This window comes from Actinomadura sp., assembly GCF_044508335.1.
Lineage (GTDB): Bacteria > Actinomycetota > Actinomycetes > Streptosporangiales > Streptosporangiaceae > Spirillospora.
This window is the reverse complement of record NZ_JBIQHY010000021.1, coordinates 37,465-62,348: the sequence shown is the minus strand read 5'-3', so window position 1 is coordinate 62,348 and position 24,884 is coordinate 37,465. Positions and strand designations below refer to the sequence as shown.

Sequence of the window (24,884 nt, the reverse complement as noted above, 5' to 3'; positions counted from 1 at the left end):
CATACACCTTTCATGAAGTCGCCGCCATTCCCAATGCGGTGCCGGACCACTGGATTTTGGCTCCCCAGTATATTTGGAACGCCTTGCCTCGCCCGGCCCCTCGCGCGGCCTTCTGGAAACTGCCGACCGCACCTCCGTGATTCAGCATGGTCCGGCCGTATCCGTACGCGCGGCGGATCTTTGACGGCGACGACATGTACTTGTGCATCCTTCCGAACTTCCCGAAAGTTCGTATCATGCCAAGGCCGGTGCCGCCGGCGACCAATCCGATCGCGGTCGATCCTAGCTGTTTCGCGGCCATTCCCCAGTCACCGGTCACTGCGTACAACCCCGCCGAGGCGAGCCCGAGCCCGACCGAGACCGCCTGGCACGCCGTGCACAATGGAATGGCTCCGGCTATCGTGCTGACGACGCCGAGGACGCCGGCGGCCTTTTGGAATCCGCATTTCCAGCCATGACAGGAGTTTTGTTGTGCGCGCAGTGCGGCGGCCCTTGCCGCAAGCCGCTTGTGGATTTCCTTTTGCCAGGCGATTCGCTCAGCCATGCGTTGGGCGGAGAGCTGTTGGGCGAGTCTCGGGTGGCGTTTGAGGTAGTTCTGAGCTCGGTTATAATTCCGCCGGTCGTACCGGCCGTTCTGCCCGCTGTAAGGGTTGTTATCGGGGTCGGCCCACGCCGGTCCGTTGTAAGGTTCGCCCCTCTGGTGGCAGTTATGTGTTTCGCAGAAATTGGGCCCGTGGACGTTCTGCCAGGGGGTGGGGCAGGCGCCCACGTCGCATCTGGTCAGTCCATCGGGATCGCTGAAGGTGACCGGTGATCCCCCGGCGTAGCCGTATCCGTTCCACGATTGCGGGTCGGCGAAGTCGAAGACGGGATCGACGGTGAGGAACCGGCCGGTGTCGGGGTCGTATTCACGGGCGCCGAGGTGGGTGAGGCCCGTGGTGTCCTGAGTGCCGCCGACGAAGCCCTTGTCGTTCGGCCAGGTCGCGTTTTCGTCGAAGCCGCGGATCGCGCCGAACGGGGTGAAGCGGCGGGTCGTGCTCGCCATGGTGGCGGAGTTCACGGCGACTTGACCGGTGCCCTGGTGGTCGCTGGTCAGGTACGTGACGGGGCCGTTCGAGGCGCGCATTGCGACGGTCTTGCCGGCGAAGCTGTAGTAGCGGGTGCCGGTGGTGGTGGAGGCGCCGTTGAGGGCGCGCAGTTCGGTACCGTCCGGCAGATAGAGGGTGGCACCGGCGGGGTCCTTGCGGATCAGGCGGTTGCCGTCGGCGTCGTAGATGTAGGTTTCGTCGCTGCCGTTCTCGGTGACCTTGGTCAGTTCCCCTTCGGTGTCCCACTCGAAGGTCTGCGTCGAGGTGGTGGGGCTGCCGTCGGCGGTCTGGACGGCGGTGGTGTTGCCGATTGCGTCGTAGGCGTAGCTGTCGGTGCGCTGCCCGGCGGGTCCCGTCTGGCTGGTCTGCTGGAGGCGGTTGCCCTGCCCGGCGGGGGCGTAGGTGTAGGTGCGGGTGGTGTCGGCGGCGCCGTCGAGGCCATGGCGGGTTTCGCCGGTGCGGTTGCCGGCCTTGTCGTAGGTGAAGCTCTGCCAGTACGGCGCCGGGCCGCCGATCAGCGTGTCGGTGGGTTCGGCCGCGCAGGCGCTGGTGGTGCCCTGCGTCCATGCTTGGGTGAGGCGCTGCAGGTGGTCGTAGGTGAAGCACTGGTTGTCGACGCCGTCACGGGAATCATCAGTGATGGAGGTGATGGTGCCGGAATCGGTGTAATGGTAGGTGGCGTACCGATCGTTCCCGTTGATGCCTTCCCGCAGGGTTTTCGCGGTGGCCAGGCGCTGGGTGCCGTACTGGTAGGCGAAGGTCTCCCAGACGCGTCTGGGTTCGTCACCGAGTTCGAGGATGAGTGGCTTGCCGGTGGCGGTGTAGACGGTGTCGTTGACGTAGGTGCCCTTGGTGCTGGCCATGCGGATGGGCCGCTGCCAGGTGTCGTAGGTGTGAGCGACGGTCTCGTAGGGCAGTCCTCCGGCGACGACGGGAGTCTCGCTCTGGACGGTGCCGTCCAGGTTGTAGGCCTTCGTGTACAGGTAGGTGCCCGCCAGCACGCCCTGCTGCGCGGGGATGGTGACGCTGGCCGCCTCGACACGTCCGAGCTCGTCGTAGCCGCGCACCTGGTTGATGTACTGCGCGCCGTCGTGGTGGCGGATCGACTTGGCCAGCTCGCCCTTGCCGCCGACCGCGGTGTCGTAGGTGAACGACGTCAGCAGCGGTCCGTCGGCCGTCCCTTCGTGGGTGGCGGTCTCGCGGCCCAGCCCGTCGTAGTCGGTGAAGACCTTCTTGCCGCGGGCGTCGGTGGTGGAGGTGACCTGGTCCAGGTCGTTGTAGGTGAAGGTGGTGGTGCCCTTGTCGGGGTCGGTGGTCCTGGTCTTGCGTCCGCGGAGGTCGTAGGTGGTGGTGAAGGTGTTGCCGGACGGGTCGGTGACCGAGGCGATCTCCCCGGCCGGGGTGTAGGTGTAGGTCGCGGCGTCATAGTCGCCGGTGGGGGTGGCAGCCTTGTACTGGCGGCGTTCGATCACCTGCCCCCGGGCGTTGGTGATCTCGGCGGTGGGGGTGCCGCCGTCGGGCGGGGTGACCGAGACGCGGTTACCGCCGCCATAGGAATAGGTGGTACGCCACAGCTCCTGCTCGGGCTGCGACCCATTGCCCTTGGTGAGCTTCTCGACGGTCTTGCGGCCCAGCCCGTCGTACTCGGTGCGGGTCTGGGTCTCGACATTGCCGGGGGTGCCGACCCCGAACAGGGTGGTCTCCGGATCACCGGCCGCGGAGTAGGGGGCATAGGACTTGACGACCTGGCCGCGCTCGTCGTAGAAGGTGTCGCTGATCAGTCGGCCGTCCGGGCCCGGCGCCTGGGTCTGCCGTGGCCGCAGCCACCCGTCCAGCAGTTCGATCTTGGCGATCCGCTGCCCGCCGGTCGCGGTGACGGTCTTGGTGGTGACCGCGGCGATCTGGCCCCCGGCCACCTGGTACTCGAGCTCGTAGTTGGGGTGCGGGTTGCTGCCCTTGGATCGGTTGGGCAGCCACACCTGGGTCAGCCGGCCCAGCCCGTCATAGACCAGGTCGGTGTGCCGCCCGTTGGCGTCGGTGATGCGGGTCGGCACCCCCCAGGCCGGGTCCAGTACCTGGACGGTGGTCAGTGCCGTGGACGCGTCGCCCGGTGTGGCCGGCGGCGTGGTCGTCTGCGTGCCGGTGGTCAGGCCGCGGGTGTCGGTGTAGGCGGTCGTGGTGGCCTGCCCCAGCGCGTCCTCCACCCGCGTCTCTCGTCCGACGGAGTCGTAGGTGGTCTTGGACTTCGTCACGTACGTCGGGGTGCCGCCGTCGTACCCGGCCGCCTCTTCGAGCTTGGTGGCGCGGCCCATGGACGGGGCGTCCCCGAAGCCGCCGTTGTCGTAATAGGTGCGCAGGTCGGAGACGACCTGGGCGGGACGGTCGGGCGTCGCGGTGCAGGCGACCGAGACGGTCTCCACCCGGGACGGGAAGGCCACCATCCACTTGCCGGTGTTGTCGGCATAGGTGGTGCGGGTGCACTTGTCATCGGCCGCCGTGGCGACATCGCCCAGGTCGTTGACGGAAGTGACCCGCCCGACGCCCGCACCGGAACCGGCGTAGTCGGTGTCGGTCTTGGTCTCCGTCAAGCCGCCACCGTCCTTGGCCGTCCAGGTGCGGGACGTGTCGGTCCGGACGACGTTGGCAGTGGTGGTCCCCCACGAGCGGGTGCGTGAGGCGGTCTGCACCCGCCACGGGGTGTTGACGGTCTTGCTGTGGACGCTACCGCCGGGCGCGGTGTACTGGACGGTTTTGAGTGTGAACCCGGCCAGGGCGTCATGGTCGGTGTAGGTGCCGCCCTCGCCGTCGGAGACGGTGACGCTCTTCTCTCCACCGGACGTGGTCTTCCGGTCCCCGTCCATGCCCCGCATGTAGTAGGTGTCGGTCTGGGTGGCCGGATTATCGAAGTCGCCGGTGCGGGTGCGGACGTGGCCATAACCGCGCCACTGCGACCAGGTCTTCTCCTTCTCCTTGGTCAACCCGTCATCGTCGTCGAAATGCCAGGCCGCGCCGCCCAGGTACTCGTACCTGGTGGCCATGTCCGGCGCCAGCCCGGTGCGGTCGGTCTGGATCACGCTGGTGACCACGTACTTGTGGAACCAGTCGGTGATCGGGTCCTCGCGTCCAGGCGGCGTCCAGATCACCGGCATGCACCGGGTCGTGTTCGTCTCGGGCGTCGGCAGATCGCTCAGCGAGCAGTCGGGGTCGGAGTAGGAGATGTCGATCTGGCCGCCGGACTCGTCGTAGATGGCGCCGAGCCGGTAGCGGACGTAGGACAGGATGTCGTCGCCGGTCTTGTCCAGCCGGTTCGGCAACTGGATGTGGTTGAACGTGACCTTCGGCAGCGTCACCGGGTCGCTTCCGTCGGTCGAAGCCTGACCGGTGTGGGAGATCTCCTTCAGGACCAGGTCACGCTCGACGTCGGCCAGCTTCCACTCGTGGTCCAGCGACCACGAATCCACCGGACGGTAGCCCGAGCCATCGGGCTTGAGGATCTGCGTAGTGACGTTGGTCAGGCGCTTGCGGGACCAGAAGGTCGGCGACAGGGTGCCGTGGGTGTCCTTGCACTCCTGGCCGGAGTCGCAGTGCAGGTCCCACGGGACGTCCCACCACTTGTCGGGGTTGTCGCCGATCTTGGCCGGGTCGCAGTCGAAGGTCGCGTCCGGGATGCAGCGCTCGGAGGTGGTGAAGGTGACCTGGGCGGGCGGCTTGGCGAACAGCGCGTCCTTACGGAGCCCGTAGGAGATGGTCTTCAGATACCCGCCGCGCACGTAGGGGGTCTCGTCCTCGGCCTTGAGGTTGCGGCCGTAGTGGTTGATCTCCTGGCCGTAGGTGTAGTTGATCGCGTTGCCGGACGGGTCGACGACATAGTCCAGGTTCCAGCGGTACGCCTGCTGGCACCAGGAGGCGGCGAAGGTCGACTTGTGGCAGGGCTCCCCGGAGTCGTCGCCGAACACCGGGGACGTCCAGGTCGAGCCGGTTTCCGGTTTGCCGCTGGTCCAGCCTGGAAGGCGGTTCAATCCGAAGTAGTACTGGGTGCCGTCGCTGGTGGTGGCCCGCCAGTACTCGCCGTTGTCGTCACCGTTGCCATTGGACGAGTCGGTGAGCCTCTCGAACTTGGTGCCGTCGTCGTTCTTCGTCCGCCAAGAGCCGTCGGCGGTCTTGATCAGCTCTCCGCCCTTGCCGCCCCAGGTGACGGTGGCGTTGTCGTAGCCCCAGCACTGATCTGCCGGCGAGTTCCCCCACTCGTCCTCGGGTGCCCCGTCGTCCTCACACGCCTTGTAGCGCCGCTCGATATAGCCGGGCCACAGGGAGAACCCCTCACCGACCCACGACGGCTGACCATTGGTGTTGGCGGTCTTGCCGTCCACACTCGCCGAGGAGTAGGAGATCGCTACCTTCGGCGTCAACTCGCCGGGAACGGGCGGAACGCGCATCGGATACGACCAGGTGAAATCACCAGAGTCACCACCGGTCTTCCAGGTGGCCGACGCCTTCAGGGAGGTGGCCTTGTAGTCGCCCTGGGAACTGTCGGATTCGGCGGAGGCGACCAGCAATGTCGCATTTTGCCCGGCCGCCGCCGTCCGCGCACTGGCGGTGGCGGCCGGGGCTGCCTCCACCTCGGCGGTCAGAGTCTTGGCGGCCGCGTTGTTGTCGGTGGTCACCGGCTCGCCGGTACGGCATTCCGGCTTGTCCGGTGTGGTCAGGGCGCATTGCGGCAACTGCGTGAGGCGTAGCCGCGCGCCGTAGGCGCCGCCGAACGCCTGCGCGAACTTGGAATAGTCGAGCCGTACCTTCGCCCGGCCCGGTGTGGTGGCGTCGGTGCGTGCCACCGTGAAGGCCAGGCCGTCCACCCCGAGTCGCTGGGTAGTCTGCCGGTCAAGGAGCTGCACCCGCACCCGGCCCGCTGCGGGCACCGCTCGCGCCGCGCGCAGTGGCTTGCCGGGCGGCAGCACCTGAATCGGAAGCTTGCCCGCACGTGTCCCGTCGTTCTTGCCGCCGGAGGGGACGTCGACCTCGGCGGTACCGGGGCTCGGCCATGCCGCCTTGGCCGCGGGCGCCGGTTGTGCCGGATCCTTCTTGCGAGGCCGGACCTTCAGGTCATGGCCCGGCACCGGCTTCTCATGGGAGGCGACCTTGGGACGGTCGGAGTTGGGCGGGTCGGCGAGCGCCGGCGACGCCGACAGCAGCCCGGCCGTCAGCACCACCGCCGTCGCGGCGGCGACCGTGGTCACCGTCCGGTGCGATCCCAGCACCAGCCTCTTGCGGCCTGCGTTCACGACGTCCTCCATCGCCACCGCCCCCGCCGGGACGGGAAGCGCACGATCAGCAGAAGAGAAATCGGCAAAGGGGTCGGTTTGGTCCGCTGCCCCACGCGCGTGGGGCAGCGGACCTGAGCGATTGCTAGGGGCCGTCCTCGGTGGGCAGTTCGATACCGCCGGCCAGCATCTGCACCTGTTCGGTGGTCAGCGCACCCTGGTAGGCCCACAGATCATCGACCGCATCGGACCAGTACTCGGTGCCGTTGCCGTCGGTCGCGCCGAACTTGGTGCGGCCCACCTGGAGACCGCCGTGGTCCTTCGCTTCGAAGGCCACGACTCCCTTTTCCTGCGACACGCCGTCGGCGGTCTGCTCCAGCTGCCCGTCGACGTACAGGCTGACCCGGTCGCGCAGCGCGTCGTAGACCACCGCAACATGCGACCAGTCCTGCGGGGTGAACCCGGAATGCGACGCCGTGAACGCCGGAGCGCCGGCGTCGTCGGAGTTGTGCATCACGACCTGCCAGCCGCCCTGCTCCTCCGGATCCTCGCCCGGCACGTAACGCAGCGCGAAGGCGTTCGTGGCGGCGCCCGGCTGGGAGAACACGGTGGCCGGCTGCGGCGGCCGCCCGGCGTTGCGGACCCAACCGGCGATCGTGAAGCTCTCGTCCGTCTCCACCACCGGGTCGGTGGTTTCGGCGAACGCCTTCTGCGCCGGATCCAGCTTCAACCCGGCGACCGACCCCCATTCCTTGAATCCCGCCGTGGGGTCGATGAACGCGCCGTTGTGCAGCACGAGCGCGGGCGCCGCACCGTTCTTGGTCTCACCTGAACCGTCCGTGTTCAAGAGCCACCGAGCCTTGAGGACGGGATGCTGGGTGACCATCGCCTCGGATTCCTGGTCACTCACGATCCGGTCGTAGACCCTGACGTCGTCGATCTGGCCCGCCCAGTGGTCGACCGGATTGCCGCCCCACTGACCACGTCCGATCTCCAGTCCGCCAGTGGCGAGCCAGCGTGAGGACACCTCTGCGCTGTCGGTGCCCCGCTCACCGTTGACGTAGATCCGCAGCCGTTTGGAGATGTCGTCGTACACGCCGACCAGGTGCGTCCACTCATCGGTTTGCGCGGGATCCTTGGAGGTGGCCTGGTACCAGCCCGGGTCATCGCTGTCCTCTGCCGTCCGGGCGAACACCCATCGGCCGGTCGCCTCGACGTACTTGAGGTAGAAGCCGCTCTTGGACGCACCGCGCACGGACACGGCGGTGAAGTTCCTCGTGGGGGACGTCGCCGTCCCGTCCGCTCTCACCCACGCGGACACCGCGAAACTGCGCAGGGTGTTGATCACAGGCCGTTCGGTCGCCGCATATTGCTGGGAGGTGTTGTCCAGCTGCAGTGCCGTATTCACCTGCCCCGGCGCTCCGAGGGCGGCTCCATTGTGGAGGGTCGCCTTCCATGGCGCGACCGGGCTGAACACCCCGGGGTTGCCCGCGGGTTCGTCCATGTTCCAGTCCGCCACCAGGCCCGCTCCCGTGGGGATTGTTCCCCCTGCAAGCTGCTGGGCCTGCGCGTCCGACAGGGCCTGGCTGAAGACCCGCACGTCATCGATCGAGCCAGGCCAGTGGTTCACGACGAAGCCGTTGTAGAGGCTCCGGCCGATCTGCAGCGTGCCGTGGGCCTCCAGCGGCGTGACCCCGTTCCTGGTCGCCCGGAGCTCGCCGTTCACGTAGAGCCGCGTCTGACCGGCGCTCTTGTCGTACACACCGATCAGGTGGCTCCACTGCCCGAGGGGCAGCGGCGCGTCGTCCGTCGCCGTCTGCCAGACGCCGCCGCCGTCGTTCGTATCGGTGGTCGGCCACTTGAGCACGGCGTGCCCGTCGGGCTCCATGCCCAGGTAGAAGCCGGCCTGGTAGGTGCCGAGCTGCGCCAGCAGGTCACCGATCTTCGTCTGGTCCGGCTTCGCCCACGCCGAGACCGTGAAGCTCTGCGTGGTGTCCACGATCGGAAGCGTGCTCTCGGCGTACCCGGCGGCGCCGTCCAGTGTCAGCGCGGTGCCGCTCTTGCCCTCTCCGCCCAGCGTCGCGCCCCCGTGCAGCCAGGCCGGCCGTCCCGGGCCGGTCGAGGTCGCCTCGGCCGACCCGGCGCCTTCGTCCATCGTGAACGCGGCCACGGGGTCGCTGCCGCCGTTGGCGAGGAACTCGTAGGAGACCGTGGAGCCGTTCTGGTTGGACGGGGCGAACGCCTGCACGGTCAGGACGTTGGGGCCCGAACGGGTCGGGGCGACCAGCACCTCCCGCGGCGCACCGTTCGTGGTGGTCACCGTCCGGGGCGGCTCGTCGTTCATCGTGATGACGTACCTGTCGGCGACGCCCTCGGAGTCGGAGATGGTGAAGGCGCCCGGCCGTCCGACGCCGCCGTGCCAGGCGTCATCGGCCGGATAGTCGGTCGACGTGATGGTCGCGTCCGCCGGGACCGCGGGGTTGTAGTAGAAGTAGCAGCCGGTCTGGGCACCGTCGTAGCTCCACGGGCCCCACTGCTCGCCGTCCCAGGCGCGCACACCCCAACCGATCTTGGTGTTCTGCGGGATGGTCGAGGGCAGCTTGATGGAGAATTTGCTACCTGTGGTCTTGGCCGGGGTCAGCGAGGAGGTCCATTTGGGGCCCCAGTCCGACCCGTCGGCCTTGTTGGCCCAGTGCAGGGTGAACTGGCCCTGCACCTTGTTCTTGTCCTCGGCGTCGGGGTCCTTGAGGTAGGCGTAAACGGTGGAGATGTCGTTGACCGTCTTGGCCTGCCCCGACGGCAGGCACTTGGTGCCCGGGTCCGCGTACATGGTGTCGGTGTCGGGCTGCAGCGGCGGGTTGTTGTACTGCACCCGCAGATAGGCGTCATCGGCGAACCGCTTCCACCAGTCCATCGTGGACTCGCTGTAGGCCCTGAGCCCGAAGGTGATCGTGCTGTAGCCCTTGTTCACCGCGTCCTGCACATGCGACCGCAGCTTGGACCCGCCGAACTCCACCGGCGTCTTGGAGCAGTACGCCACATCGCGGGAGGTCAACTGATCCAGCCACACCGACGAGGAGTTGGTGTTGTTCCACGTCGCGTAGGACTGCAGCGCCGTGGTGCGCCACAACTGCACCGAGGTCGGGTTGTGGCAGTCATAGGCGCTGGTCTCGTACGCGGTGAACTCCACGTTCTGGATGTAGCGGCCCTTGATCGACGGCAGCGGCATCCTGAAGAACAGCCGCTTGGTCTGGTTCTTCACACAGTTGGGGTCCTTGGCCACCTCGCAGCGGCCCACCCCCTCGGTCGACTTGCCGTCGAACTTGTAGTACGACTCGCTCGGCCAGCCCGAGGACACCATTCCCCAACTGGTCGCCTTGCTGGTCGTCCATACCGGATCGATGTACACCGGGTACGTGGTGTCCGGCGCCGTCAGCAGCTCCTGGTCCGGGGTGAGCGTGAGGCTCCCCTTCTCGACCGCCACACCCAGCCGGGCCGTCTTGGCGCCCTCGGCCGGGCCACCGGCCGGATCGGTTTCCGGGGCCGCGGCACGCGCCTGGGTCTTGGTCGGCCGGGCCTGGGAGGAGTCCCACATGCGCGGGGCCGGCGCCTCGAAGACCCCCGCACCCGACCCCGCGTCAGACGCCGTCAGCACCCCGCCCTGCCCCTGCCGGACGGTGAGATCGGTGGTCGACAGCGCCAGCACCAGCTTGGCCACCCGCGGGTCACGGGCGGCTTCGGCGGTCTTGACCACCAGGACGTGCGCGAACCCGTCCGCTCGCGCCCGCAACCGCAGATCCACATCCGGGCCGGCCACTCCCGCATACACGGCGGTGTCGCCGTCCAAGGTCGGCTCGGGTAGCGGCCGCGGCCAGGACAGCGCCAGCTTGTGACCGGCCCGGGTCATCCGCACCATCGGGCCGTCCCCGCCGGCGGAGAACCGCAGTCCCACCGTGGTGGCGGCCGGCACGATCGCGCCGCCGGAACGATGCAATGAGGTGTCGATATCGACCCACTTGCCGTCCTGGCGGGTGCGGATCGGCTGGATGTGCTGCTCGACCTCGATCCGGCCGTTGGGCAGCGCCCGCACCGTGCGGGTCTCCCCCCGCCGCGAGGTGATCTCCACCGGATCCCCGGACTCGCGCGCCGCGGCGACCGCCCGCCGCTCGGTCGCCGCCGCCTTCACGGCGGGCTTGGGCCCATCGGCGCGGGCGGTCGTTTGTGGTAAGGCCGCTACCGCCGGCACCTGCACCAATCCCGCGACCATTGCCAGCGCCGCCACCCGGGCCGTCCGCATCGGACGCCGACACGGCAGCCGACCGACGGCGGATGCACCACGACTTGCCGCACGACGCCCCATATGGACCCCAAAGGGATAAAGGGTTGTTAAAACGGCCTCAAGGTAACCCGCTGATCAACTTTGTTGAAGAGGGCAAGATCAAGCTTTTGGAGTGATCTAGATCACATCGAATCCGGTAAACCATTGCCGCCGATCCGGACGTCATCCTCTAATCACCGAACCCGCAAAGATCACCCTGGGCGACGCGGTGCCTCCCCAGCGACTTCTTCGAGCCGAATCGCCGCGTCCTCTAATCGATCTGATCGGGCTTTTCAAGAGCCATTGGCGGCCGCAATTGCCCGTGTCTCCACGGCCAGATAAGTCGCCCTTGACCCGACGCGAAATCAGGTGTACGGGGGTGCTGGTCAGGGTGCGGAGGGCGGGTCGGCCTTGTGGCGGCCGTTGGGCTTCAGCGGCGGGACCAGGCGGACGGGGCGCGACGCGCCGCGCGGCAGCGCGTGGCGGGCGCGGCGCGGCGCCGGGACCTCCGGCGGGTCCGGCTCGGCGGGGGCCTCAGGGGCGTCCTCTTCCGGCTGGGCGTGCGGCTCCGGCTGTTCGCGAAGATGCTCCTCGAACTCCACCGAATGCGCGGTCGGCAGCGTGATGATGCCGGGGTTGGCGTCCACGAGCAGGGTGCGGCGGCCGGTGGCGCCGGAGTGGGTGAAGACCATCGCGGTCGGCGGGAGCTCCTGCAGCTGCGGCGGCTCGATGAGCAGTTCGCGGAACCGCTGCTTGTCGGTGCGGCGGTCGGCGACCGTCCGGCCCCACGCGGTCGCGGAGCTGATGCCCTCGACGAGGACGGAGTCGTCCGCGGCGGGGGCGGGCAGCGGCGACCAGACGGGGTCGGTGAGGCCGTCGCCGCGGGGGCGCGCGAACGCGACCGTGCTGGCGTAGGTCTCCCCGGCGACGTCGAACAGGGCCTCCCCCGCCGCGTCGGTGATCTCGGCGACGAGCAGCGGCTGCCCCGCGCCGATGTGCTCGGCGGCGACGCGGGCGTCCTCGGGGTTGCCGAGCCGCATGAACCCGACCGCGGCGTGGCCGCGGCGCCCGAGCCGCTCGCGCACGTGGTCGGGGATCGACCGGTACATCAGGACCAGGCCGGTTCCGGTCGCCTCGCAGGCGTCGATGAGGCGGTCGAGGACGTCCCCGCGCAGCTTCTCCGCGCCGCAGAGGAAGAGCGTGTGGTCCCAGCGCCCGCCGGGCGGGGCCTCGCGGATGCGGTGGGTCAGCGCCGTCGTCACGTAGGTGCCGAGGATGCGGTTGGTGAGGACGCCGGCGCGGCGGTCCATCGACACGACGTGCAGCCTGGACGGCGGCAGGCTGACCGGCTCCGTCGCGAGCTTCTCCAGCTTGCGGAGCTGCGCCTCCAGGGCCCAGGCGCGGCGGACGACGATCCGGTCGGTGGCGTCCCGTCCGAAGAGCGTGGCGATGCGTTCGAGCTGCGCGTCGTCGAGCAGGCCCTTGCGGAGGTCGTCGCGCGGGTCGCCGACCTGGGCGAGGACGCGCAGCGCCGCCGTGATCCGCGGGATCGTCGCCTCCGGCCCGAGCACCTCGATGAGCCGCTCCAGGATCGAGTTGTCGAACGACAGGTCCCGGGTGCCGCCCTCCTCCTCGCCCGCGCTGACGACGAGGGAGAGCACGTCCGCGAGAGCCTCGGGGTTCAGGCCGCGCGTGACGTCCAGCCGGGGCAGGTCGGCCGGGAGCACCCACACGAGCGGGTCGTCGCCCCGGTCGGCGGCCAGCCGCAGCAGGTCGTGCGCGACCGCGCCCTCGGACAGGTCGATGACGGTGAGCCGGGCGCCCACCGCGAGCCGGGCCGCCCCCATGGTGGTGACGGCCGCGGACCATCCCGCCAGCGTGCCGCCCACGACGTCCACCCGGTCGACTCCGGGCGGGACGGCGACCGGGTACCACTCGCGCTGGCTCTCGTACGCGGCCCGCCGGCGCTCCCAGTCGGCCCGCGCGTCGGCGTAGGCCCGCTCGGCGGCCTTGCGCTCCCGCTCGTGCGCGGCCCGGCGGCGCTCCGCCGCGTCGCGCTCCTGCGCGATCCTCGCCCGGACGCTCCGCTCGTCCCGCCACAGCCCGCCGCCCGTGATGCCGAGGATGAGCAGGAACGCGAGCAGCGCCACCCCGACGAACGCCCACGGGATGATCCCCAGCAGGCCGCAGAGCAGGAACAGGACGATGAACACGACGGTGCCGCCGACCACGATCCGCAGCGGCCGGCCGGCCATGTGCTCGGCGGGCCGCCGCGCCGGGGGCGGCAGCGGAGCCCGCTCGGGCTGCTCGGGCGGGGCCGGGGGCGGCCCCGGATCGGGGTGCACCTGCGCGTAGCGCCAGCCCACATGGACGCGGTCGGCCTGTGTGAGCCGCGCCATCGCGGACCCGCTCGCCATCTCCGTCACGTCGAGAGACCCCTGGGAGTCGCGGAATGTATGGAACGCCTCGGGGTTGCCGGGTTCTGTTTCCTACAATCGGTTACCTGCACGATCCAGGGTAAAGACCTTCTCGCCTCCCCGCGCCTCGTTCAACAGAACAGTCCCCCCAAAGACCGGCTACCGCCGACATTTCGGACACCGCGCCCACCTGCGACAAGATCAGGCGCCCGAGTCCCGCGCTCTGACCACACCCGGCCATGGCGATGGCGGCGGGCGGAGAGGTCAGCCCTTGCCGCCCGCCTGCACGGCGGCGCGGCGGCGGGCCTGGCGGTCCTGGCGCCATAGCCTGCCGGCCTCCGCAGGATCCCCGTCGAACACCACCCTGCCCTGGCGCAGGGTCACACCGCGGTCGCACAGCCGGGTGAGCATCTCGATGTCGTGCGCCACGATCACCATCGTGCGGCCTTCGCCGCGCAGTTCCCGGATGCGCTTGAGGCACTTCTCCCGGAACGGCGGGTCGCCCACCGCCAGCGCCTCGTCGACGAGGAACACGTCCGGCTCCGTGTGCGCCGCGATCGAGAACGCCAGGCGCATGAACATGCCGGAGGAGTAGAACCGCACCTGGTTGTCCAGGAACCGCTCGACACCGGAGAACTCCACGATCGCGTCGAACTTCCGCTTGATCTCCGCTTCGGACATGCCGAGGATCGCCGCGTTCAGATAGACGTTCTCGCGCCCGGTCAGGTCGGGATGCAGCCCGGCGCCGACATCGATCAGCCCGGCGATCCGGCCGCGCACGGCGACCGTGCCCTCGTCCGGGCGCATCACCCCGGAGATCAGTTTGAGCAGAGTGCTCTTGCCCGACCCGTTCAGGCCCATCAGCGCGACCGTCTCGCCCTGGTAGATCGTCAGGTTCACGTCGTCCAGCGCGTTGAACGTCTCCGACAGGGACTGCCGCCGGACAGCGCGGATCGTCATCTCACGGATCGACCTGGCGTGCCGGAGGGTGAACCGCTTGCTGACCGAGTCGATGACGATCGACTCGGGCGCCGCGGGAGGCTCGGGCGACGGGGGAACGGCCATGCCGCTACAACTCCTGGGCGAATCGCCGCTGGACGCGCGCGAACACGAGGCTGCCCGCGAGGAACACGAGCCCGGCGACCGCGAGGGCGATCGCGGCGCGGCCGTACAGGTCCGGGGGGAAGGTGAAGTCGCCGTGCGTCCCAGGGAACCAGAACGCCCGCTGGAACAGGCTCACCGCCGACACGAGCGGATTCGCCAGGTACAGGTCCAGCACCCAGGACGGCGCCTCATCGCGAACGTGCCACCACGGGTAGATCATCGGCACCGACCAGGTGATGACGATCATCATGATGTCCACGACCTGCTCCAGGTCGCGGAAGAAGACGTTGATCCCGGCGAACAGCAGCCCGATCCCGAGCCCGAGGACAACGATGATCGCGAACCCGAGCAGCGCCGCGGCCAGTCCCCCCGGCGACGGACGCCACCCGTACGTCAGCGCACCCGCCAGCATGATCCCGAAGCCGGGCAGGAAGTGCACCAGCGAGACCAGCAGCGACGCGACCGGGAACAGCTCGCGCGGCAGGAACACCTTCTTGATCAGCGGGCCGTTGCCGGTGACCGAGCGGGTGCACGAGTGGATGGTCTCGGTGAACAGGTTCACCAGCACCATGCCGGTGAACAGGTAGATCGGGAAGTGCTCGACGTGGCGGTCCATCCCGAGGAAGACGCCGACCACGAAGAAGTAGACGGAGAAGTGCACGGCCGGGCGCACATAGGACCAGCCGAGGCCGAGCAGGGAGCCCTTGTAGCGGGCCTTCAGCTCCCGCCGGACGAGCAGCCGCAGCAGGTAGCGGTCCTTGAGCACGCGCCGCAGCCCGCCGTCGGCGCCCGGTGGGACGAGCGGCGGCAACTCGCGGACCGGGACCGTGCGTTCGCTCATTCGCCCGCCGACCCCGCGGCGTCGAACGTCTTCCGCCATGCCTCCGGCGACGCCAGTTCGTCCGCCGCCGCCCGGTAGCGGACGGCGAGCGCGTCCCACTCGCGGGTGAGCCTGGCGTGCAGCAGGCCGCTGCGCTTGAGGATGGACCGGAAGCGCTTCGGGTCCCGCTGGTACCAGGTCACCTTCGTGCCGTCCGCGGACGAGACGAGTGCGCTGTCGAACTTCGACAGCATCCCCCAGTGCTGGTCGAGGTGCGGAATGGCCGCCTGCGGGTTGCGCAGGGCCTCTTCGCTGACGGGGCCGAGGTGCCGGACGGCACTGCTCAGCGCGGTCTTGATGATCTTCGACCGGCCGTTGGGGACCCCGGGGTTGCGACCGCGCTTCGGCGGCCGGGCGCGCCGCACCTCCGGGAACTCCTCGATGCGCTCGGCGGCTCGCGCATCCGCGAATTCCGCCCGAATCCGGCGGACCTCCTTCACCTTGGTGACCATGCCCGCATGCAGGTGCTCCGGTCCCGACAGCACGTCCCGCACCGCCATGATCATGAGTTCCGCGGTGGAGTACTGCATCGCGAGCGCGTGCTTCACCGAGATGATGAAGCTCTCCTTGAGCAGGTTGCCGCCGCGCTCGTACGGCGAGTGCAGCAGCGCCGTCACCAGCCGGTTGCGCCAGTGGAAGTACGCCTGCCAGTCGATGCCGTCGTCCTTGTCCTGCCACGGGACGTGCCAGGCCGCCACGCCCGGCAGCGAGACGGTGGGGAAGCCGGCGGCCCGCGCGCGGATCCCGTACTCCGCGTCGTCCCACTTGATGAACATCGGCATGGACAGCCCGATCTTGCCGATGGTCTCCACCGGGATCAGACACATCCACCAGCCGTTGTAGTCGGAGTCGACGCGCCGGTGCAGCCAGGGCGTGTCACGCAGCGCATTGCCCTTCTCCGCGAAGTCGTGCTCCGGCCAGGTGTGCGCGGCCGGGCCCCACCACCAGCGGTACCGCTCGATCGTCTCGGCGAACGCGTGCAGCTGGGACCGGGCGAACAGGTTGAACATGTGCCCGCCGACGATCGTCGGCGTCTTGGCGTGATCGGCGAACGCGACCGCGCGCAGGATGCCCTCGCTCTCGGTCACCACGTCGTCGTCGAGCAGCAGCACGTAGTCGCTGCGCCCGGCCCGGACCGTCTCGTCCATGGCCCGGGCGAAGCCGCCCGAGCCGCCGAGGTTCCCCTGGTCGATGACCCGGAGCCGGCCGCCCAGCGCGGCCTCGGCCGCCGCGAAGTCCGGATGGTCCTCGATCCGGTCGGTGCCCTGGTCGACCACGAAGACCTCGTCGATGACGTCGAGCACCTCGGGCGCCCGACCGAGCGCGACGAGCTGGTCCACGCAGAAGGCGGGACGGTTGAAGGTCGTGATGCCGATGCTCGCGGTGCCCTGCCGCGGCGCCTGCTCGGCGGCGGCGCACCACTCCGCCCGCTCCAGCACCGCGCTGCGCTCCCCCGCCAGGACGTCGAACCAGTACCAGCCGCCGTCGAGGAAGGGCTTCAGCGACAGGTCGAAGCAGCGGTCCTCCCCCGTGTCGGAGTCCACCGTCAGGGACGCGACTCGGTGCACGTGCCCCTTGGCGCTGGAGCGGTAGACGACGACGGTCGCATGGCCACGGAGCCGGACCCGCAGGACGGCCTCCTCCACGTGGGTCCAGCGCCGCCAATACCCGGCGGGGAAGGCGTTGAAGTACGTCGCGAACGACACACGGCCGCCGACCGGGACCACGACGGTGCGCCGGCCTGCCTCATCGACCCGGCCGCCCGCCTCGGGGAACCCGGGTGCGGCCCGCACCGCGGTCTCCGCCGCGAGGGCCTCCGCGCCGCGGACCATGCGGCCGTCGATGTACAGCGGCAGTACGTCCAGGTCCCGGCTGACCGGCAGCACGACCCGCTGCAGGGTGCGCAGCGGGACGTCCGCCCGCGGACCGGAGGGGTTCGTCCTCGTCACTCGTCCACTCCTCCGCTGACCAGGCGGGCGCCGCCGGTGAAATGCGGCCGCAACCGGTTGTCGACCATGCTGAGCGCGGAACCGATCGCCATGTGCATGTCGAGGTACTTGTAGGTGCCGAGCCTGCCGCCGAACAGGACACCGCTCTCGCGCCGGGCGAGGCTCCGGTAGCGCAGCAGCATGGCACGATCGTCCGGCGTGCCGACGGGGTAGTACGGCTCGTCGCCGCGCGCCGCCGTCCGGGAGTACTCCCGCATGATCACGGTCTTGTCGCGGGGGTACCAGTCCCGTTCCGGGTGGAAGTGCCGGAACTCGTGGATCCTGGTGTACGGGACGTCCTCGTCGGCGTAGTTCATGACGGGCGTGCCTTGGAAGTCGCCGGTCGGCCGGACCTCCATCTCGAAGTCGAGGGTCCGCCAGCCGAGTTCACCTTCGCGGTAGCCGAAGTAGCGGTCGAGCGGGCCGGTGTAGACGACGGGGACCCGCCCGACGAGGTCGTCCCGCCGGTCGAAGAAGTCGGTGCCGAGCCGTACCTCGATGTTCGGATGGTCGGCCATGCGTTCCAGCCACGCCGTGTAGCCGTCGACAGGAAGGCCTTCGTACGTGTCGTTGAAGTACCGGTTGTCGAAGGTGTACCGCACCGGCAGCCGGGTGATGATCTCCGGGGGGAGGTCCTTCGGGTCGGTCTGCCATTGCTTCGCGGTGTATCCCCGTACGAACGCCTCGTACAGCGGGCGCCCGATGAGCGAGATCGCCTTCTCCTCCAGGTTGCGCGGGCCGCCGTCCGCCGATCCCTCCTCAGCATGCCGGGCGATGAGGGCTCGGGCCTCGTCCGGGGACATCGCGCGGCCGAAGTATTCGCAGATCGTGCCGAGGTTGATGGGCATCGGGTAGACCCGGCCCTTGAACGTCGAGAAGACCCGGTGCTGGTAGGGCGTGAAGGCCGTGAACCTGTTGGCGTACTCCCACACCCGCTGGTTGGAGGTGTGGAACAGGTGCGCACCGTAGCGGTGGACTTCGATCCCGGTCTCCGGCTCCGGCTCGCTGTAGGCGTTGCCTCCGATGTGGTCGCGGCGTTCGAGCACGAGCACCCGCAGACCCAGTTCGGCGGCGCACCGTTCGGCGACGGTGAGGCCGAAGAACCCGGCACCCACGACGACAAGATCGATCTTCACTGGACGGCGTCCATCTCCATGCGGGGTGACCGGGAGCACGGAGCCCTGGGCCCCGTATCGATATGCGCCTTTCGGGCGGATACCCGGCTAAGATACCGGCTGATCGATCGGCAGCGCCCAGGATCCCGAGGAACACAGTGGCGGCACCACCTACCGGCACGCCCGGGCCCGGCGGACGTCCGGTCGTATACCTGCACATCGGCGCGGCCAAGAGCGGCACGACGTTTCTACAGAATGTGCTGTGGCACAACCGCGACCGGTTGCGGGAGCATGGGGTGCTGTATCCCGGTCGCGACGACGCTGCGCACGTCAGGGCCGCGTTCGACCTCCGCGAGACGTTCTTCCGCGGCGCGTCGGATCCGCTCGTCCCCGGCGCCTGGCCGGATCTGGTCGCGCAGGCCCGTGCCTGGCCCGGCACGACGCTCATCTCGCAGGAGCTGTTCGCCCCCGCGCTGCGCCGGCATGTGGCGCGCGCACTCGACGACCTCGGCTTCGCCGATGTCCATCTGATCTTCACTGTCCGCGATCTCGCCCGGCAGATCCCCGCGCACTGGCAGGAGGACGTCAAGAACCGGTTCACGACCTCGTTCTCCGACTTCACCGCGGCACTGCGCCGCAAGGACCGCAACTCCGTCAAGGTCGCGCGGCTTTTCTGGGGGCTCCAGGACCCCATCGACGTCCTCGGACGTTGGGGCGAGCATCTGCCGGCGGAGAACGTCCACCTCGTGACGCTGCCTCGGCCCGGCGCCCCGCGCGACCTGCTGTGGAAACGGTTCTGCCATGTGGTCGGCGTGCCCCCGGAGAGCTTCGACCTGGGGGCGCCGTTCGCGAACCCGTCGCTGGGGCTGCCGGAGGCACAGCTCCTGCGCCGGCTCAACGCCTCGCTCGACCAGGCGACCTCCGACTGGCACTTCTACAACGACGAGGTCAAGCATCATCTGGCCCAGGACGTCCTCGGCGGCCGGACAGACTCCCCCCGCATCCGGCTGCCGGCCGAGGACCGCGTGTGGGCCGCCGAGCAGGCGGCGGAGACGATCCGCGCGCTCCGCGAAGCCGGCTACGACGTCACCGGCGACCTGGAGGAGCTGCGCCCGTCGCCCAGCGCGGACGGCGGGCGGCATCCCGACGACCCCGACTGGGCGGGCATCGCCGACGCCGGCGGCGACGTGGTCGAGGCGCTGCTGCGGCGGATCGCCGACTCAGAAGCGGAACTGGCTCGCCTGCCCGCGGGCGTCGGGACGCGGAAGGCGGACCAGATCGAGCTCCTCCGCGCGGACATCACGCGCCTGCAGAACCGGATCGACCGGTTGCACGCGGGTACCGCCCCGCTCGTCAGACGGGCCGCCCGGGCGCTGAGCGAGCGTCATCCCGCAGCCGCCCGCCTGCGGGAGGCGTACTGGCGGCTCCAATCCGCCTCTCCGCGGGACGGCGCGCCCGGACCGCGGGACACCGCGCCGACCGCCGCTGAAGAGACGAAGACGAGGTGACCGACCGGATGGACGAGACCCGGCCCGCGAAGGCCGTGTACCTGCACGTCGGCGCGCCGACCGCGGGCGGCGCCTTCCTGCAGAAGGCGCTGTGGGCGAACCGGCGGCGCCTCGCCGGACAGGGGGTTTGCTACCCCGTCGCCGGGCCGCTGGAGCAGTTCGGCGCGGTGATGGACCTCCGCGAGATGACGTGGGGCGGCCATCGGGATCCCGCTTGGGAGGGCGCCTACGACCGGGTGGCGGCGCGGGTCCGTGACTGGCACGGGTCCACCGCCGTGCTGTCTCAGGAGCTTCTCGGCGGAGCCGACGAGCAGCAGATCGAACGGGCCGTCACCGCGTTCGGGGGCGCCGAGGTGCACGTGGTGTTCGCAACCCGCGACCTCGGTACACAGCTCGTCCTGGACTGGCAGGAACAGATCCGGCACACCCACACCGTCCCCTTCGAGCAGTTCGTCGCCGACCTCGTCGAACACGGCATCGACGCCGCCGAGCCGTTCGGGCAGATGTTCTGGGGCCTGCACGACCCGGTCCGGGTACTGAGCGCGTGGGAGACCGCCGTGCCCCGCGATCGCATCCACGTGATCACGCTTCCGCGGTCCGGGGACGCCCCCGAACTGCTGTGGCGCCGCTTCTGCGACCTGACCGGCATCGACACCGGGCGGTGCGCCACGGCGGGGATCCCCGACGACCGGCCGCTGTCGGTGGTCGAGGCCGAGTTGCTGCGGCGGCTGAACGACCGGCTCGGCCCGGCGCTCGGCGGCGCCTACGAGGACATCGTCCGCGGCCATCTCGTCGGGCGGGCGCTCGGCGCGGGCGCCGAACTCGTCGGCCGGACGGCCATGGCCCTGCCGCACGAGCACGCCGCCTGGGCGTCCCGGCGCGCGGCCGAGGTCGCGGACGGCATTCGGGCGGCGGGCTACCAGGTGCACGGCGACCTGGCCGAACTGGCCCCCGCGCCGCCTGACGAGCAGGCGGTCATGCCCGGGAGGCTGCCCGAGCGGGACGTGGCCACGGCGCTGGTCGCCGTCATCGCCGACCTGCTGACCCAGCTCGCCGACGTGCGCGAACGGGTGGGCCTCGCGCAGCTGCACGCCGACCTCGCCGGCGTGCAGGACGGCCTCGACCGGCTCATGGAGGCCGCGGCCGCGCCGAACCAGGCGCTGCGGCGCGCCGCCAGGCGCGCCGGCATGGGCCGGTGAGCCCGGTCGTCGCCGCGGTCGTCGTCACGTTCCGGCGGCGGGCGCTGCTGACCGAGGCGCTGGAGGCGCTGCGAGCACAGAGCCGAGGCCCGGACCGGGTCGTCGTCGTGGACAACGCCTCCGGCGACGGCACGCCGGAGCTGGTCCGCGCCCGGTTCCCCGAGGCCGAACTGCTGGAGCTCCCCGCCAACACGGGCGGCGCCGGCGGGTTCGCGGCGGGCATCGCGCACGCGCTCGACGGCGGCGCCGACCTGCTCTGGCTGCTGGACGACGACACCGTCCCCGAGCCGGGCGCCCTGGCGGCGCTGCTCACCGCCATGGAGCCGGGCGGGGGCACCGAGGCACCGGTTCTGGCCGCCAGCCGCGTCGTCTGGACGGACGGCCGCGACCATCCGATGAACACCCCGCGCCGCAAACCGCGGGCGTCCTCCGCCGAGCTGGCCCGCGCGGAGGCGGTGAACGGCTACCCGATCCGGTCCGCCTCCTTCGTGTCGGTGCTCGTGGACGCGGACCGGGTGCGGGCGCGAGGGCTGCCCATCGCGGACTACTTCCTGTGGAATGACGACTTCGAGTTCACCATGCGGATCCTGCGCGGCCGGTTCGGGCTGCTGTGCCGTGACAGCCTCGTCGTCCACAAGACCGCGACGTTCGGTTCGACGGACGCCGACCCCGGCCCGCGCTTCTACTACGAGGTGCGCAACAAGGTGTGGCTCTTCACCCGGAGTCGCGCCCTGTCCCCCGCCGAACGCCTCCTCTACGGCGGTTCCACTCTGCGGCGCTGGGTCCGCACCTTCACCGGGTCCCAGGACCGCGGGACGTTGCTCCGCTGCCTGGCACGCGGGCTCGGTGACGGCCTGCGCAAGCGGCCCCGTCCCACGGGCGAGGTGCTCCGCAGTCTCGGCGACCGGCACGGGCGGGGTCAGACGACCTCGATGTAGTCAAGTCGGCCCGCTCCCGCGACCTGGCGGACAGCGAAGCTGTTGCGGCCCGCGACAAGGTCCACCTCCACCTCGGCCGTCCCCCACTCATCCGGCCCGGTCGCATGCAGCTCCACCGGCACGGCGGCGCGCCCGTTCACCGTCAGCCGCTGCGCGGCCGCCCGCCCGGACCGGTTCGCGTACCGGATCCGCACGGTGTACCGGCCGGTCTCGGGCGCGACGACGTCCAGAGCGACCTGGCAGCCGTCCTGCCCGAGCGGCGTGAGGGCCCTCCCCCCGGAGGCGCCCGGGATGCCTACAGCGCCGGCGCAGCCGCCGAGGCGCGCGTTCTCGGCCTCGTAGCGGACGGGGACACCGCGCAGGACGGGACGGGAGCCTTCCCAGCCGAGGCTCGCGACGTACATTCCCCGGGTCACCTTCGAGCCGCCATGGAACTCGAGGATCCCGTGGAAGACCAGATGGTCGCCGGCGGCATCCGTGACGACGCTCGCACCGCCCGGCCCTTTGACCTTCCCGCCGTAGGCGCCGGTGGACTGCACCGGCGCCGGCGCCTTCACGTACGGGCCGTTCAGCGACGACGCCACCGCGTACCTGGTCTGGTAGTTGGTCTGGAAGTACCACCCGGCGGAGTACATCAGGACGTACTTGCCGCCCCGGTACAGCAGGGCGGGCGACTCCACCAGGACGGGGTCGTCCGCGCCCCTGCCGATGAGCTTGCGGGGCGGCCCGGCCAGGTACAAGCCGTCCGGGCTCAGCCTCACCAGGTAGATCGCCGCCTTGCTGCGAGCGTCGGTCTTGTAGAGCAGGTAGCGGGCACCGTCGCGATCGATGAAGGACGACGCGTCGATGGCACCGCCGAGTTCCGCCGGGCACACCAGCGGGCCGCCCTCCAGGGGGATGAACGGTCCGGCCGGTGACGTCGACGTCGCGACGCCGATGCACTGGAGCTCTCGATTCTTCACCCGCGCGGAGAAGTACAGCAGGTAGCGGCCGTTGCCGGACCGGGGAGGCACCACCTCGGGCGCCCATGTCCGACCGGCGGCGGCCCACGCCGGCAGTTGCGCGAACCCGTCACCGGGCAGCCGCTCCCAGGGACCGGTGACCGTGGGCGCGATCTCGACCGGCATGTTGACACCGGCGTTGGTGCCGTAGGCGTAGTAGGAGTCCCCGGCCTTGATGACGGCGGGGTCGGCGAAGGAGCGGCGGATCACCGGCTCGACCGGGGAGTAGCCCGGCGCGGTCACCGGGGTCGCCGCTCCCGCCGGAGTCGGCGTCACCGGGCCGCCGGACTGGCCCGCACCGCCGGCCGAACCCGCCGCCCGCAGCCCGGGGACCAGGCTGACGGCGAGCATGATCAGTAGCGCGATGCAGCCCGTGATCGCCGCACCCGCGGCCAGCGGAACCACCGGACCGGTCGGTCGAAAGCTCACGGTCCTCCTCCCGGGACATCCCGCATGATGCCAATAGTCGGCAGCCGCCGCGAACCACCAGGGTCGCGGCAAGCCGGGCGTACACCTCGGTACGCTGCAACCCGGCGTATCTGATCAAGGAGAGGCGGAGTGGTCCGAAACCGGCGGCATCGACCGCCCTTCCCCCTTCTCCTCGCCGCTCTCGCCGCGGTGCTGCTCGGCGCCTGTTCCGGGGGTACGGGCAAAGACCGCGGCGACGGGACGCCCGCGAAGAAGAAGCCGAACATCGTGTTCGTGCTCACCGACGACCTGTCGTGGGACCTGATCCCCTACATGCCACAGGTGCGGCGCATGCAGGCGGAGGGGGTGACCTTCCAGAACTTCCTCATGGCCGACTCCCTCTGCTGCACGTCCCGGGCGACGATCTTCACGGGCATGTATCCGCACAACACCAAGGTGCGCACCAACTTCCCGCCGGACGGCGGCTACGAGGTCTTCCGGCGCAACGGCGGCGAGCAGGCGTCGTTCGCGCTCGCCCTGCGGAACGCCGGCTACCGCACCGCCATGCTCGGCAAGTACATGAACGGGTACAAGCCCCGGGACGGGAACGGCCGCACGCGCAACACGCCGCCGGGCTGGAGCGAGTGGTACGTCGCCGGGAACGGCTACCCGGAGTTCGGCTACGAGTTGAACGAGAACGGTCGCCCCGTCCGGTACGGGCACCGACCGCGGGACTACATGACCGACGTCCTCGCCGACAAGGGCACCGACTTCATCCAGCGCGCCGGCGGCTCCGGGCAGCCGTTCCTCCTGGAGATCGCGACCTTCGCGCCGCACGGGCCGTTCGTCCCCGCACCCCGGCACGCCAAGGTCTTCCCGGACGTGAAGGCGCCCCGGCCGGCGTCGTTCAATGAGGCCGACGTCAGCGACAAGCCGTCCTGGCTCCGGACGCATCGCAAACTGGGGCGCTACTGGCTCGACCGCATCGACGACTCCTTCCGCGACCGGGTCCGGATGGTGCAGTCGGTGGACGAGATGATCGGCCGGATCCGGTCCGCGCTGAAGACTCTCGGCCTGGACAGGGACACCTACGTGGTGTTCGGCTCCGACAACGGCTTCCACCTGGGCGAGCACCGGCTCGCCGGCGGCAAGATGACCCCGTACACCAGCGACATCCGCGTCCCGTTCGTCTTCACCGGGCCCGGGATCCGCGCGGGCGGGCGCGTGGACGCCATCACGCAGAACACCGACCTGGCCCCCACCTTCCTCGACCTGGCCCGGCTCCGGGTCCCCGGCACCGCCGACGGTCGGTCACTCGTCCCGTTCCTGCGCGGCACCGCTCCGCGGGACTGGCGTGAGATGGCGCTGATCGAGCACGTCAAGCCGCCGTTCTCCGCCGCGGACCCCGACCGCCAGGACTCCCTGCCGGGCTCGCCGGCGACGTACAACGCGCTGCGCACCGCCGACATGCTGTACGTCGAGTACGCCGACGGCGAGCTGGAGTACTACGACCTCACGCGAGACCCGGACCATCTCGACAACCTGGCCGCGACGATGCCGGCCGAGCTGCGGCGGCGACTGTCCGCACTGCTGTACTCCCTGACCCACTGCTCGGGCGTGAGCTGCGCGTCCGCGGGCCGGAGCCGGTAGCGGGAGGGACGG

General features: G+C 70.1%; 12 protein-coding genes. 4 read left to right on the top strand and 8 right to left on the bottom strand.

What is annotated here, in order from left to right:
• Positions 1-10 precede the first annotated feature (10 nt).
• The 7 genes from ACIWVC_RS10925 to glf all read right to left on the bottom strand — a co-directional run bounded on the left by ACIWVC_RS10925 (position 11) and on the right by glf (position 18,189).
• Positions 11-6,379, bottom strand: a complete 6,369-nt coding sequence (locus ACIWVC_RS10925) for an RHS repeat domain-containing protein (RefSeq protein WP_396446001.1) — start codon at positions 6,377-6,379, stop codon at positions 11-13.
• Positions 6,380-6,491: 112 nt separating this feature from the next.
• The gene (locus ACIWVC_RS10920; protein ID WP_396454090.1) at positions 6,492-10,628 is read right to left on the bottom strand and encodes a LamG-like jellyroll fold domain-containing protein; all 4,137 of its coding nucleotides are present in this window, start codon (positions 10,626-10,628) and stop codon (positions 6,492-6,494) included.
• A gap of 422 nt (positions 10,629-11,050) precedes the next feature.
• Positions 11,051-13,081, bottom strand: coding sequence for a hypothetical protein (locus tag ACIWVC_RS10915; protein WP_396445999.1), 2,031 nt, complete (start codon positions 13,079-13,081; stop codon positions 11,051-11,053).
• A gap of 264 nt (positions 13,082-13,345) precedes the next feature.
• Positions 13,346-14,146 carry an ABC transporter ATP-binding protein gene (locus ACIWVC_RS10910; RefSeq protein ID WP_396445998.1) on the bottom strand — a complete coding sequence of 267 codons (801 nt, stop codon included), beginning with the start codon at positions 14,144-14,146 and terminating at the stop codon, positions 13,346-13,348.
• 4 nt (positions 14,147-14,150) lie between these two features.
• Positions 14,151-15,026, bottom strand: a complete 876-nt coding sequence (locus ACIWVC_RS10905) for an ABC transporter permease (RefSeq protein WP_396445997.1) — start codon at positions 15,024-15,026, stop codon at positions 14,151-14,153.
• Complete coding sequence (locus ACIWVC_RS10900) at positions 15,023-17,014, bottom strand: glycosyltransferase (RefSeq protein ID WP_396445996.1); 1,992 nt, start codon at positions 17,012-17,014, stop codon at positions 15,023-15,025. Before ACIWVC_RS10900 ends, ACIWVC_RS10905 begins: the two co-directional genes overlap by 4 nt.
• Positions 17,011-18,189: a UDP-galactopyranose mutase gene (gene glf, locus ACIWVC_RS10895; protein WP_396445994.1), complete on the bottom strand. Its 1,179-nt coding sequence runs from the start codon at positions 18,187-18,189 to the stop codon at positions 17,011-17,013. Before glf ends, ACIWVC_RS10900 begins: the two co-directional genes overlap by 4 nt.
• 275 nt (positions 18,190-18,464) lie before the next feature.
• Here glf and ACIWVC_RS10890 point away from each other — a divergent pair, with 275 nt between their 5' ends.
• The 3 genes from ACIWVC_RS10890 to ACIWVC_RS10880 are packed head-to-tail and all read left to right on the top strand — an operon-like array spanning position 18,465 to position 21,813.
• Positions 18,465-19,676, top strand: a complete 1,212-nt coding sequence (locus tag ACIWVC_RS10890) for a hypothetical protein (RefSeq protein ID WP_396445993.1) — start codon at positions 18,465-18,467, stop codon at positions 19,674-19,676.
• The gene (locus ACIWVC_RS10885) at positions 19,673-20,875 is read left to right on the top strand and encodes a hypothetical protein (protein WP_396454089.1); all 1,203 of its coding nucleotides are present in this window, start codon (positions 19,673-19,675) and stop codon (positions 20,873-20,875) included. Before ACIWVC_RS10890 ends, ACIWVC_RS10885 begins: the two co-directional genes overlap by 4 nt.
• Positions 20,872-21,813: a glycosyltransferase gene (locus ACIWVC_RS10880; RefSeq protein ID WP_396445991.1), complete on the top strand. Its 942-nt coding sequence runs from the start codon at positions 20,872-20,874 to the stop codon at positions 21,811-21,813. The genes ACIWVC_RS10885 and ACIWVC_RS10880 overlap by 4 nt, the downstream gene beginning before the upstream one ends.
• Here the strand turns inward: ACIWVC_RS10880 and ACIWVC_RS10875 are convergent.
• Positions 21,795-23,243, bottom strand: coding sequence for a family 43 glycosylhydrolase (locus tag ACIWVC_RS10875; protein WP_396445990.1), 1,449 nt, complete (start codon positions 23,241-23,243; stop codon positions 21,795-21,797). The two genes, ACIWVC_RS10880 and ACIWVC_RS10875, sit on opposite strands and share 19 nt — an antisense overlap.
• Positions 23,244-23,372: 129 nt before the next feature.
• On the opposite strand from ACIWVC_RS10875, the gene ACIWVC_RS10870 reads away from it, so the two are divergent.
• Positions 23,373-24,872: a sulfatase gene (locus ACIWVC_RS10870; RefSeq protein WP_396445989.1), complete on the top strand. Its 1,500-nt coding sequence runs from the start codon at positions 23,373-23,375 to the stop codon at positions 24,870-24,872.
• Positions 24,873-24,884 lie beyond the last annotated feature (12 nt).